This window comes from Burkholderia sp. BCC0506 (assembly GCF_902833145.1).
GTDB lineage: Bacteria > Pseudomonadota > Gammaproteobacteria > Burkholderiales > Burkholderiaceae > Burkholderia.
The window spans coordinates 87,625-100,852 of the sequence record NZ_CADFEN010000016.1 but is presented as its reverse complement, the minus strand read 5'-3'; the positions used below and the strand labels follow the sequence as shown (position 1 = coordinate 100,852).

Annotated in this window: 9 protein-coding genes; 8 read left to right on the top strand and 1 reads right to left on the bottom strand. The window is 66.2% G+C overall.

Annotated elements, in window-relative coordinates; genetic code table 11:
* Nucleotides 1–36 precede the first annotated feature (36 nt).
* The 6 genes from HWX62_RS29720 to ugpQ all read left to right on the top strand — a co-directional run bounded on the left by HWX62_RS29720 (nucleotide 37) and on the right by ugpQ (nucleotide 6,385).
* Nucleotides 37–1,221 (top strand): deoxyguanosinetriphosphate triphosphohydrolase, encoded by a 1,185-nt coding sequence (locus HWX62_RS29720; protein ID WP_244136113.1) that lies wholly within the window; start codon nucleotides 37–39, stop codon nucleotides 1,219–1,221.
* Nucleotides 1,222–1,311: 90 nt separating this feature from the next.
* The gene (ugpB, locus tag HWX62_RS29715) at nucleotides 1,312–2,646 is read left to right on the top strand and encodes a sn-glycerol-3-phosphate ABC transporter substrate-binding protein UgpB (protein ID WP_175932040.1); all 1,335 of its coding nucleotides are present in this window, start codon (nucleotides 1,312–1,314) and stop codon (nucleotides 2,644–2,646) included.
* 96 nt (nucleotides 2,647–2,742) lie between these two features.
* Nucleotides 2,743–3,627 carry a sn-glycerol-3-phosphate ABC transporter permease UgpA gene (ugpA, locus tag HWX62_RS29710; RefSeq protein WP_175932039.1) on the top strand — a complete coding sequence of 295 codons (885 nt, stop codon included), beginning with the start codon at nucleotides 2,743–2,745 and terminating at the stop codon, nucleotides 3,625–3,627.
* Nucleotides 3,624–4,469 carry a sn-glycerol-3-phosphate ABC transporter permease UgpE gene (ugpE, locus tag HWX62_RS29705; protein ID WP_175932038.1) on the top strand — a complete coding sequence of 282 codons (846 nt, stop codon included), beginning with the start codon at nucleotides 3,624–3,626 and terminating at the stop codon, nucleotides 4,467–4,469. The genes ugpA and ugpE overlap by 4 nt, the downstream gene beginning before the upstream one ends.
* A gap of 32 nt (nucleotides 4,470–4,501) precedes the next feature.
* Nucleotides 4,502–5,587 carry a sn-glycerol-3-phosphate import ATP-binding protein UgpC gene (locus tag HWX62_RS29700; protein ID WP_175932037.1) on the top strand — a complete coding sequence of 362 codons (1,086 nt, stop codon included), beginning with the start codon at nucleotides 4,502–4,504 and terminating at the stop codon, nucleotides 5,585–5,587.
* Between the two features lie 27 nt (nucleotides 5,588–5,614).
* Nucleotides 5,615–6,385 (top strand): glycerophosphodiester phosphodiesterase, encoded by a 771-nt coding sequence (ugpQ, locus tag HWX62_RS29695; protein ID WP_175932036.1) that lies wholly within the window; start codon nucleotides 5,615–5,617, stop codon nucleotides 6,383–6,385.
* A 188-nt stretch (nucleotides 6,386–6,573) separates the two neighbouring features.
* Here the strand turns inward: ugpQ and HWX62_RS29690 are convergent, their stop codons facing one another.
* Nucleotides 6,574–7,305, bottom strand: a complete 732-nt coding sequence (locus HWX62_RS29690; RefSeq protein ID WP_175932035.1) for an OmpW family outer membrane protein — start codon at nucleotides 7,303–7,305, stop codon at nucleotides 6,574–6,576.
* A 193-nt stretch (nucleotides 7,306–7,498) separates the two neighbouring features.
* Between HWX62_RS29690 and HWX62_RS29685 the strand changes: the two genes are divergently transcribed.
* On the top strand, nucleotides 7,499–8,212 hold the full coding sequence (locus tag HWX62_RS29685; protein ID WP_027783329.1) for a transposase: 714 nt from the start codon (nucleotides 7,499–7,501) through the stop codon (nucleotides 8,210–8,212).
* A 288-nt stretch (nucleotides 8,213–8,500) separates the two neighbouring features.
* A complete protein-coding gene (locus HWX62_RS29680; protein ID WP_175932034.1) occupies nucleotides 8,501–13,204 on the top strand; it encodes a glutamate synthase-related protein in 4,704 nt (1,567 codons plus the stop codon).
* Nucleotides 13,205–13,228: the final 24 nt, after the last annotated feature.

Sequence of the window (13,228 nt, the reverse complement as noted above, 5' to 3'; positions counted from 1 at the left end):
CATGGAGGAGACGTGAGCGAGACATCCAGCCGCACACTGCCCGAAGCCAGCCGCGCATCCACTGCGCCGGTGGCCGAACCGCCGACGCTGGCGGCGCTGGAAGCCCATCTCGCTCCGTATGCCGCGCATGCGTCGCAGTCGCGCGGCCGCCGCCATCCGGAAACGCCGCCGGCGGCGCGCACCGAATTCCAGCGCGATCGCGACCGCATCGTCCATTCGACCGCGTTTCGCCGGCTCGAATACAAGACGCAGGTTTTCGTCAATCACGAAGGCGACCTGTTCCGCACACGCCTCACGCACAGCCTCGAAGTCGCGCAGATCGCGCGCTCGGTCGCGCGCAACCTGCGCCTGAACGAGGATCTCGTCGAAGCGATCTCGCTCGCGCACGATCTCGGCCATACGCCGTTCGGCCATGCCGGGCAGGACGCGCTGAATGCGTGCATGCGCGAGCATGGCGGCTTCGAGCACAACCTGCAAAGCCTCGCGGTGGTCGACGAGCTCGAGGAGCACTACGGTGCGTTCAACGGGTTGAACCTGTGCTTCGAGACACGCGAAGGCATCCTGAAGCACTGCTCGCGCGAGAATGCGCGCAAGCTCGGCGCGCTCGGCGAGCGCTTCCTGCAGGGCCGCCAGCCGTCGCTCGAAGCGCAGCTCGCGAACATCGCCGACGAAATCGCGTACAACAACCACGACGTCGACGACGGCCTGCGCTCCGGCCTGATCACGATCGAGCAGCTCGCCGAAGTCGAGCTGTGGCAGCGTCACTACGAAGCGGCGCTCGCCGAATTCCCGCACCTCGAAGGCCGCCGTCTCGTGCACGAGACGGTGCGCCGCATCATCAACACGCTGATCGTCGACCTGATCGACGAGACGACGCGCAATCTCGCGCGCGTCGCGCCCGCGTCGCTCGACGACGTGCGCGCCGCGCCGCCGCTCGTGTCGCACAGCCCCGAGGTCGCCGCGCAGGCGGCCGCCCTCAAGCGCTTCCTCTTCAAGAACCTGTATCGCCATTACAAGGTGATGCGCATGGCGAGCAAGGCGCAACGCGTCGTCACGGGGTTGTTCGACGCGTTCATCGACGATCCGCGCCTGCTGCCGCCGCCGTACCAGACCGACGACGCCGCGCAGCAGCCGCGTCTCGTCGCGCACTACATCGCCGGCATGACCGACCGCTTCGCGCTGAAGGAATATCAGCGCCTGTTCGTCATCAGCGACAACTGACTGTCACAAACGATCACTAGACTTCGCCGGTTCAATGGCGACGGGAATGTTGCACACGCTGTTGGTAACGTTTTCATAGGAGAGAGGTCGATGAAGAAGAAGCCTGCGGGGACACTGGTTCGTTCGATCGCGCTCGGCGGCGCGCTGCTGTTCGGGGCGCAGCACGTCGCGCTCGCCGCGACGGAAATCCAGTTCTGGCATGCGATGGAAGCTGCGCTCGGCGAGCGGGTCAACGCGATCGCCGACCAGTTCAACGCGTCGCAAAGCGACTACAAGATCGTGCCGGTCTTCAAGGGCACCTACGACCAGGCGCTCGCGGCCGGCATCGCGGCCTATCGCAGCGGCAACGCGCCGGCGATCCTCCAGGTCTATGAAGTCGGCACGGCGACGATGATGCAGGCGAAGAAGGCCGTCGTACCGGTGTACGACGTGTTCAAGCAGGCCGGCGTGACGCTCGACGAAAAGGCGTTCGTGCCGACCATCGCGAGCTACTACAGCGACGCGAAGACGGGCCACCTCGTCTCGATGCCGTTCAACAGCTCGACGCCGGTGCTGTACTACAACAAGGACGCGTTCAAGAAGGCGGGCCTCGACCCGAACCAGCCGCCGAAGACGTGGGCCGACGTGAAGGCCGATGCCGAGGCGCTGCGCAAGTCGGGGATGGCGTGCGGCTTCACGACCGGCTGGCAAGGCTGGATCCAGCTCGAGAACTACAGCGCGTGGCACGGGCTGCCGTTCGCGAGCCGCAACAACGGCTTCGACGGTACCGACGCCGTGCTCGAGTTCAACAAGCCGCAGCAGATCGCGCATCTGTCGTTCCTGCAGCAGATGGCGAAGGACGGCACGTTCACGTACGCGGGCCGCAAGGATGAAGCGTCGGCGAAGTTCTACAGCGGCGACTGCGGGATCCTGACGACGTCGTCCGGCGCGCTCGCGAACGTGCAGAAGTTCGCGAAGTTCAGCTACGGCACGGGCATGATGCCGTACGACGCGAACGTGAAGGGCGCGCCGCAGAACGCGATCATCGGCGGCGCGAGCCTGTGGGTGCTGGCCGGCAAGGATCCGGCGACCTACAAGGGCGTCGCGAAATTCCTCGCGTACCTGGCGACGCCTGCCGTCGCCGCGAAGTGGCACCAGGACACGGGCTACCTGCCGGTCACGACCGCCGCGTACGACCTGACGCGCCAGCAGGGCTTCTATGCGAAGAACCCGAGCGCCGAAACGGCGATCAAGCAGATGCTGAACAAGCCGCCGCTGCCGTACACGAAGGGGCTGCGTCTGGGCAACATGCCGCAGATCCGCACGGTCGTCGACGAGGAGTTCGAACAGGTCTGGGCGCAGAAGAAGGCGCCGAAGGACGCGCTCGATGCGGCCGCGTCGCGCGGCGACGAACTGCTGCGCCGCTTCGAGAAGTCGGGCGGCTGAGCGCGCATCGCTTCGTGCCGCCGGTGGTGCCGCGCGTCAGCGCGCGCCGTCCGGCGGCGCGGTTTCCCTTCCGTTTCGTCTGACCGGATATCCGCGATGCAATCCCGTTCCCGTTTCGGTACGAGCCCGGTGCCGTACCTGCTGATCGCGCCGCAGCTCGCGATCACCGCCGTGTTCTTCCTGTGGCCGGCCGGCGTCGCGCTGTGGCAGTCCACGCAGACGCAGGACGCGTTCGGCACGTCGAGCGAATTCGTCGGCTTCGCGAACTTCACGCACCTGTTCGCCGATCCGCTGTATCTCGATTCGTTCCGCACGACGCTCGTGTTCAGCGCGCTCGTCACGGTGAGCGGGCTCGTCGTGTCGCTGCTGCTCGCCGCGTGCGCCGACCGCGTGATCCGCGGCGCGCGCGTGTACCGCACGCTGCTGATCTGGCCGTACGCGGTCGCGCCGACGATCGCGGCCGTGCTGTGGGCGTTCCTGTTCAACCCGAGCATCGGCCTGATCACGTATGCGCTCGCGAAGGGCGGCATCGTGTGGAACCACGCGCTGAACGGCGGGCAGGCGATGTTCCTCGTCGTGCTGGCGTCGGTGTGGAAGCAGGTGAGCTACAACTTCCTGTTCTTCTACGCGGGGCTGCAGGCGATCCCGCGCTCCCTGATCGAGGCGGCGGCGATCGACGGCGCCGGCCCGGTGCGGCGCTTCTTCAACATCGTGCTGCCGCTGCTGTCGCCGACGAGTTTCTTCCTGCTGGTCGTGAACCTCGTCTACGCGTTCTTCGACACCTTCCCGGTGATCGACGCGGCCACCGGCGGCGGCCCGGCGCAGAGCACCAAGACGCTGATCTACAAGATCTTCGCGGAGGGCTTCCAGGGGCTCGACATCGGCAGCTCGGGCGCGCAGTCGGTCGTGCTGATGATCATCGTCGTGGCGCTCACGGTGATCCAGTTCCGCTTCGTCGAACGCAGGGTGCAATACGCATGATCGAAAATCGCAAGGGCTTCGACCTGTTCTGCCACGCGGTGCTGATCGCGGGCGTCGTGCTGATCGTGTTTCCCGTCTACGTCGCGTTCTGCGCGGCGACGATGAACGCGCAGGAAGTGTTCACGGTGCCGCTGTCGCTCGTGCCGAGCACGCACCTGTTCGAGAACGTCGCGTACATCTGGGGGCACGGCAGCGGCGGCACGACGGCGCCGTTCGGCCGCCTGCTCGTGAACAGCTTCGCGATGGCGCTCGGCATCGCGGTCGGCAAGATCGCGGTGTCGATCCTGTCCGCGTACGCGATCGTCTATTTCCGCTTTCCGTTTCGCAACACGGCGTTCTGGCTGATCTTCGTCACGCTGATGCTGCCGGTGGAAGTGCGGATCTTTCCGACCGTGCAGGTCGTGTCGACGCTGCACCTGACGAACACCTACGCGGGGCTCACGCTGCCGCTGATCGCATCGGCGACCGCGACGTTCCTGTTCCGCCAGTTCTTCATGACGCTGCCCGACGAGCTGATGGATGCGGCGCGCATCGACGGCGCGGGGCCGCTGCGCTTTTTCTGGGACGTCGTGCTGCCGCTGTCGAAGACGAGCATCGCCGCGCTGTTCGTGATCACGTTCATCTACGGCTGGAACCAGTATCTGTGGCCGATCCTGATCACGACGGAGGCGTCGCTGTCGACGGCGGTGGTGGGCATCAAGACGATGATCGCGAGCGGCGACGCCGCGACCGAATGGCAATACGTGATGGCGGCGACGCTGCTGGCGATGATCCCGCCGCTCGTCGTCGTGCTGGCGATGCAGCGCTGGTTCGTGCGCGGCCTCGTCGATTCCGAGAAATGAACGACCGACGGTAACCGGGAGAAGGACCAGGTATGGCTGCGCTGAGCTTGAAGGGCGTCAGGAAATCCTACGACGGCAAGCAGCACGTGCTGCACGGCATCGACGTGGAGATCGCCGACGGCGAATTCATCGTGCTGGTCGGCCCGTCGGGCTGCGGCAAGTCGACGTTGCTGCGGATGATCGCGGGGCTCGAGAGCGTGACGGACGGCGAGATCGCGATCGGCGACCGGGTCGTCAACACGCTGGAGCCGAAGGACCGCGACATCGCGATGGTGTTCCAGAACTATGCGCTGTATCCGCACATGACGGTCGCGCAGAACATGGGCTACGGGCTGAAGATCCGCGGGATCGAGCGCGCGACGATCGATGCGCGGGTGGCCGCGGCCGCGAAGATCCTCGAGCTCGAGCCGCTGCTCGCGCGGCGGCCGCGCGAGCTGTCGGGCGGCCAGCGGCAGCGCGTCGCGATGGGACGCGCGATCGTGCGCGAGCCGTCGGTGTTCCTGTTCGACGAGCCGTTGTCGAACCTCGACGCGAAGCTGCGCGTGCAGATGCGCCTCGAGATCCAGCGGCTGCACGCGCGGCTCGCGACGACGAGCGTGTATGTGACGCACGACCAGATCGAGGCGATGACGCTCGCGCAGCGGGTGATCGTGATGAACCGCGGCTACGCGGAGCAGATCGGCGCGCCGGTCGACGTCTACGAGAAGCCGGCGACGGTGTTCGTCGCGGGCTTCATCGGCTCGCCCGCGATGAACCTGATGCACGGCCGGCTGTCGGAAGACGGCGCGACCTTCACGGTCGCGGGCGGCGGCCCGGCCTTGCCGGTTGCCGGCGCGCCCGGCATCGGCGGCGAGATCGCCACCGGGCGCGACTGGGTGCTCGGCGTGCGTCCCGAACACATGACGCCGCAGCCGGGCGTCGCGCAGGCGACGCTGCCGGTCGATTCGTGCGAGCTGCTCGGCGCGGACAATCTCGCGCACGGCCGCTGGGGCAATCACGACGTCGCGGTGCGCCTGCCGCACGCGGACCGTCCCGCGCGCGGCACGGCGCTGGCCGCTGCGCTGCCCGCGCACCGGCTGCATTTCTTCGATCCCGAAACCGGCAAGCGTGCCGGCTGACACCGTTGGACTGCCGGGAGACCGACGATGACGATCCGTACCGACTGGCCCTATCCGCGCGTCGTCGCCCATCGCGGGGGCGGCACGCTCGCGCCGGAGAACACGCTTGCCGCGCTCGACGAGGGCGCGCGGCGCGGTCACCGGATGGTCGAGTTCGACGCGAAGCTGTCGGCCGACGACGTGACCTTCCTGCTGCACGACGACACGGTCGACCGGACCTCGAACGGCCACGGAGCGGCGGCGGGCATGCGTTATGCGGCGCTGGCCGCGCTCGATGCGGGCGCGTGGCGCGACGCGCGCTTCGCGGGCGAACGGATGCCGACGCTCGAGGCCGCGGCGGCGCGCTGCATCGCGCACGGGCTGGCCGCGAACGTCGAGATCAAGCCGTGCCCGGGGCGCGAGCGCGAAACCGGGCGGCGCGTGGCGGCCGATGCGGCTGCGTACTGGCGCGATGCCGCCGTTGCGCCGCTACTGTCGTCGTTCTCGTTCGACGCGCTGCGACAGGCGCGCGCGACCGCGCCGGCGCTGCCGCGCGGGATGCTCTACGAAGCCGTACCGGACGACTGGCGTGCGCAGGTCATCGACGCGCTCGACTGCGTATCGTTGCATGCGGACCACAGCCGACTCGACGAACCGCTCGTGCGCGCGATCAAGGCCGCCGGGCTGCGCATCCTGGTTTACACGGTCAACGACCTCGAACGGGCGCGCGAACTCGCCCGCTGGGGCGTCGACGCCGTCTGCACGGACCGCATCGACCTGATCGCGCCCGACGCGCTGGACGACATCGACGTCGTCTGACGGTCAGCGCGACGGCCACGGTCGCGGCGGCCTCCGGTAAAACCCTCGCCCGAAACGTGCCCGACGCGAAAAAACGACGCCCCGACGGGATTTCCGCCGGGGCGTTTTGCATCGTGGAGACGTTACGCCAGGAAAATTCCGCTACAAATTGCAGCAGGATTAACCATTCCCCAAATATTCGACTACGCTTAGAAGCGGTAGCCGACGTTCAGGTACGTGACGATCGGGTTCAGCGAGATGTGGGCCTTCGACGTTTCCGTCAGCGTCCCGACCGGCGTCCGGCGGGCCGTCGTGAAGGTCGCGGTCACGCTGACAGGGATGTACGAGAGCGACAGGCCCGCGAACCAGTGTTTCGTGAAGTTGTACGTGAAGCCGGCATTGAAGACGGGCGCCCACTGGTTGCTGGTCGTCGCGCTGGTCGGGCCGCCGAGCACGCCGTTCTCGAAGCTGCTGTTCGTGATCTTCGCGCCGGTGAACCAGATATACGTTGCGCCGATGCCGACATACGGACGGAACTTCGCGTTGGCGTCGTTGAAGTGGTAGCGAAGCAGGACGGCGGGGCTCCACTGGTACGCACGGCCGAGTACGCCGAATCTTTCGAACTGACCCTTGCCGGTAATGTCGAACTTCGGCGGTATCCCCATGACGAGCTCGGTGGAGATATGGTCGGTGACGAAGTAGCCCGCGGCGAGCCCGAGCGTATCGGCGTCGTTGATGCCGGCGCCGGTGTTGGGAATCGATTGGTTGATGGGCGTGCCGCCTACGCCATAGACGAACAGCGGGTCGCTGCTGTCCTGCGGTGAAAGATGCAGCCAGCCGGTGCTGACGTAGAAATCACCTGCGGATTGTGCGTGTGCCGTACCGCCCGCAAATGCGAATGCGAGCGCTGCGGCCCCCGTAATGGCCAGTTTTCGTTTCATTGTGTCTCCTCCGATCAAAGGCGTGCTCATTATGACGACTGCGTTTAAAACCAAACAAGCTCGTAAGTTAGAGTTTTCTCCCTAGGATTCGCACGACCGTACGCTTACGCGCGCCGCTGGGGCAGGCATTCTACGCAGGTGCGCATTTTCGGACCTCCGGGTATTTCCTAACGCGTTCAAACGGACATTCAGCATGGCACGGTTAGCACGACTCTACGTTCCCGACCAGCCGCAGCACGTGATACTGCGCGGCCTGGATCAGCAACCCGCGTTCGTCGACGACCAGGACTACGAACTCTTCATCGATTGTCTGAAGGCCGCCGCGCGCGATCATCACCTGTCGGTGCATGCCTATGTGCTGCTGCCGCGCCAGGTGCAACTCCTCGTGACGCCGAGCGACGAGGCCAGCCTGCCGAAGGCGATGCAGGCCGTCGGCCGTCGCTACGTCGCGCATTTCAACCGGCGTTATTCGCGCCGCGGCACTCTGTGGGAAGGCCGCTATCGCGCGACCGTGATCGAAGGCGAGCGCTATTTCCTGCTCGCGAGCCGCGTGGTCGAGATGAGCCCGGTGCGTTCGCAGCTCGTCGCGACGCCCGAGGCCTATCGGTGGTCGAGCTACCGGCATCACGTGGGGCTCACCGTCGACAGCCTGATCACCGACCATCCGCTCTACTGGGCGCTCGGCAATACGCCGTTCGACCGTCAGCGCGCGTACAAGGAGCTGTGCGAGCAGCCGCTCGACGAGCGGCAGGCCGATCAGCTGCAGCAGGCGACGCTGAAGGGCTGGGTGCTCGGCGGCGAGAATTATCGCGAGTGGGCGGCGCGCACCGCGAACCGGCGCGTCTCGCCGTTGCCGCGCGGACGCCCCAGAAAGGTGCGCGAGAACACCCCGCCGATCCAGCAGTAATGCCGGAAAGCCGGGCCGGAAGCGGCGCTGCGGGCGCCGTTTCTTTTTGCACCAAAACGATACGTCCCCAATAAAACGGCACCACATCAAGGCATTCGTTTAATTGGGGTTCTATCAAGCGGTTTTTGTTGCTATTCCCTTGATTCGTCGCGTATATTCCGAATTCCGGTGGCCCGGGCGAAGCCTGCCCAACCACGGTCGGCCGCGCCGTCTCCCTCGGGAAGCGGGATCGACGGCAACAAGAAAACGGTTCAACGGCCTCCAGGCCCCCTTTACGACGGTGTCCCCATGAACGACCACCAGCAGCCGCTCGCCGCGGTGCCCGCCGCACAAGGTCTGTACGACCCGCAAAACGAACACGACGCCTGCGGCGTCGGCTTCGTCGCTCACATCAAGGGCAAGAAGAGCCACGAGATCATCCAGCAGGGTCTGAAGATCCTCGAGAATCTCGATCACCGCGGCGCGGTCGGCGCCGATCCGCTGATGGGCGACGGCGCGGGCATCCTGATCCAGATTCCGGACGCGTTCTATCGCGAGGAAATGGCCAAGCAGGGCGTGAATCTGCCGCCTGCGGGCGAATATGGGGTCGGGATGATCTTCCTGCCGAAGGAAAACGCGTCGCGTCTCGCGTGCGAGCAGGAGCTCGAGCGTACGGTGAAGGCCGAAGGCCAGGTCGTGCTCGGCTGGCGCGACGTGCCGGTCGACCATGCGATGCCGATTTCGCCCACGGTCAAGGCGAGCGAGCCGCTGATCCGCCAGATCTTCATCGGTCGCGGCAAGGACATCATGGTGACGGACGCGCTCGAGCGGAAGCTGTACGTGATCCGCAAGACGGCGAGCCACCGCATCCAGGCGCTGAAGCTCAAGCACGGCAAGGAATACTTCGTGCCGTCGATGTCGGCGCGCACGGTCGTCTACAAGGGGCTGCTGCTGGCCGGCCAGGTCGGCGTGTACTACCGCGACCTGCAGGACGAGCGCGTCGTGTCGGCGCTCGCGCTCGTGCACCAGCGCTTCTCGACCAACACGTTCCCGGCGTGGGAACTGGCTCACCCGTACCGGATGATCGCGCACAACGGCGAGATCAACACCGTGAAGGGCAACGTGAACTGGCTGAACGCGCGTACCGGCGCGATCGCGTCGCACGTGCTCGCCGACGATCTGCCGAAGCTGTGGCCGCTGATCTACCCGGGCCAGTCGGACACCGCGTCGTTCGACAACTGTCTCGAACTGCTGGTGATGGCCGGCTACCCGCTCGTGCACGCGGTGATGATGATGATCCCGGAAGCGTGGGAACAGCACACGCTGATGGACGAGAACCGCCGCGCGTTCTACGAATACCACGCCGCGATGATGGAGCCGTGGGACGGCCCGGCCGCGATCGCGTTCACCGACGGCCGCCAGATCGGCGCGACGCTGGACCGCAACGGCCTGCGCCCGGCACGCTACATCGTGACCGACGACGACCTCGTCATCATGGCGTCGGAAGCCGGCACGCTGCCGATTCCCGAATCGAAGATCGTCAAGAAGTGGCGCCTGCAGCCGGGCAAGATGTTCCTGATCGACATGGAACACGGCCGCATCATCGACGACAAGGAACTGAAGGACAACCTCGCGAACGCGAAGCCGTACAAGAGCTGGATCGACGCGGTGCGCATCAAGCTCGACGAGATCGAGCCGAAGGCCGAGGAAGTCGCGGCCGGCCGCACGCAGGGCGCCGCGCTGCTGGACCGCCAGCAGGCGTTCGGCTACACGCAGGAAGACCTGAAGTTCCTGATGGCGCCGATGGCGCAGCAGGGCGAGGAGGCCGTCGGCTCGATGGGCAACGACTCGCCGCTCGCGGTGATGTCGAACAAGAACAAGACGCTCTATCACTACTTCAAGCAGCTGTTCGCCCAGGTCACGAACCCGCCGATCGACCCGATCCGCGAGAACATGGTGATGTCGCTCGTGTCGTTCATCGGCCCGAAGCCGAACCTGCTCGACACGAACAACATCAACCCGCCGATGCGTCTCGAAGTGTCGCAGCCGGTGCTCGACTTCAAGGACATCGCGAAGATCCGCGCGATCGACCAGTACACGGGCGGCAAGTTCAGCGCATACGAGCTGAACATCTGCTATCCGGTCGCGTGGGGCAAGGAAGGCATCGAGGCGCGCCTCGCGTCGCTGTGCGCGGAAGCCGTCGACGCGGTGAAGTCGGGCTACAACATCCTGATCGTGTCGGACCGCAAGACCGACGCCGAGCACGTCGCGATTCCGGCGCTGCTCGCGACGTCGGCGATCCACACGCACCTCGTCCAGCAAGGGCTGCGCACGAGCACGGGCCTCGTCGTCGAGACGGGCTCCGCACGTGAGACGCACCACTTCGCGCTGCTCGCGGGCTACGGCGCGGAAGCCGTGCACCCGTACCTCGCGATGGAAACGCTCGCGAAGATGGCCGAAGGGCTGCCGGGCGACCTGTCGCCGGAGAAGGCCGTCTACAACTTCACGAAGGCGGTCGGCAAGGGCCTGCAGAAGGTGATGTCGAAGATGGGCATCTCGACGTACATGTCGTACACGGGCGCGCAGATCTTCGAAGCGCTCGGCCTGTCGAGCGACCTCGTCGAGAAGTATTTCAAGGGCACGGCGTCGAAGGTCGGCGGCATCGGCCTGTTCGAAGTCGCGGAAGAAGCGATCCGCCTGCACCGCGACGCATTCGGCGACAACCCGGTCCTGCGCGACATGCTCGACGCGGGCGGCGAGTACGCGTATCGCGTGCGCGGTGAAGACCACATGTGGACGCCGGATTCGATCGCGAAGCTGCAGCACGCGACGCGCAGCAACTCGTACCAGACGTACAAGGAATACGCGCACCTGATCAACGACCAGACCAAGCGTCACATGACGTTCCGCGGCCTGTTCGAGTTCAAGGTCGAGCCGACCAAGGCGATTCCGATCGACGACGTCGAGCCGGCGAAGGAAATCGTCAAGCGCTTCGCGACCGGCGCGATGTCGCTCGGTTCGATCAGCACCGAAGCGCATGCGACGCTCGCGATCGCGATGAACCGGATCGGCGGCAAGTCGAACACCGGCGAAGGCGGCGAGGACGAGAAGCGCTACCGCAACGAACTGCGCGGCATTCCGATCAAGTCGGGCGAGACGCTGAAGTCGGTGATCGGCGACGAGATCGTCAGCGACATTCCGCTGAAGGACGGCGATTCGCTGCGCTCGAAGATCAAGCAGGTCGCGTCGGGCCGCTTCGGCGTCACCGCCGAGTACCTGGCATCGGCCGACCAGATCCAGATCAAGATGGCGCAGGGCGCGAAGCCGGGCGAAGGCGGCCAGCTGCCGGGCCACAAGGTGTCCGAGTACATCGGCAAGCTGCGTTACTCGGTGCCGGGCGTCGGGCTGATCTCGCCGCCGCCGCACCACGACATCTATTCGATCGAGGATCTGGCGCAACTGATTCACGACCTGAAGAACGTGAACCCGAGCGCGAGCATTTCCGTGAAGCTCGTGTCGGAAGTGGGCGTGGGCACGGTCGCGGCCGGTGTCGCGAAGGCGAAGGCCGATCACGTCGTGATCGCCGGCCATGATGGCGGCACGGGCGCATCGCCGCTGTCGTCGGTCAAGCACGCCGGCACGCCGTGGGAACTCGGCCTCGCCGAAACGCAGCAGACGCTGGTGCTGAACCGCCTGCGCGGCCGCATCCGCGTGCAGGCCGACGGCCAGATGAAGACGGGCCGCGACGTCGTGATCGGCGCGCTGCTCGGCGCGGACGAATTCGGTTTCGCGACGGCGCCGCTTGTCGTCGAGGGCTGCATCATGATGCGCAAGTGCCACCTGAACACGTGCCCGGTCGGCGTCGCGACGCAGGACCCGGTGCTGCGTGCGAAGTTCAAGGGTCAGCCCGAGCACGTCGTGAACTACTTCTTCTTCGTCGCCGAGGAAGTGCGCGAGATCATGGCGCAGCTCGGCGTCGCGAAGTTCGACGACCTGATCGGCCGCGCCGACCTGCTCGATACGCGCAAGGGCATCGAGCACTGGAAGGCGAAGGGCCTCGACTTCTCGCGCGTGTTCTACCAGCCGGAAGAGTGCGAGGACGTCGCGCGCCGTCACGTCGACGTGCAGGATCACGGCCTCGAACGCGCGCTCGACCACGTGCTGATCGAGAAGGCGAAGGCCGCGATCGAGAACGGCGAGCATGTGTCGTTCATCCAGCCGGTGCGCAACGTGAACCGGACGGTCGGCGCGATGCTGTCGGGCGTGATCGCGAAGAAGCACGGCCACGACGGCCTGGCCGACGACGCGGTGCACATCCAGCTGAAGGGCACGGCCGGCCAGAGCTTCGGCGCGTTCCTCGCGAAGGGCGTGACGCTCGACCTCGTCGGCGACGGCAACGACTACGTCGGCAAGGGCCTGTCGGGCGGCCGGATCATCATCCGTCCGACCAACGACTTCCGCGGCAAGTCCGAGGAAAACATCATCTGCGGCAACACGGTGATGTACGGCGCGATCGAAGGCGAAGCCTTCTTCCGCGGCGTCGCGGGCGAGCGCTTCTGCGTGCGCAACTCGGGCGCGACGGCGGTCGTCGAAGGCACGGGCGACCACGGCTGCGAATACATGACGGGCGGCACGGTCGTCGTGCTCGGCGAGACGGGGCGCAACTTCGCGGCCGGCATGTCGGGCGGCCTCGCGTACATCTACGATCCGGAAGGCACGTTCGCGGCGAAGTGCAACAAGTCGATGGTCGCGCTCGAGCCGGTGCTGCAGCAGGCCGAGCAGGAGCGCACGGTCGACCGCGCACTCTGGCACGCCGGCACGACGGACGAAGCGCTGCTCAAGGGGCTCGTCGAGCGTCATTTCCAGTTCACGGGTTCGCCGCGCGCGAAGTCGCTGCTGGAAAACTGGGACGCGGCGCGCCGCCAGTTCGTGAAGGTGTTCCCGCACGAATACAAGCGCGCGCTGGGCGAGATCGGTGCGAAGAAGGCGGCGAAGGAAGTGCTGGCCGCCTGAGCGACGAACGACATAGCGAATGCC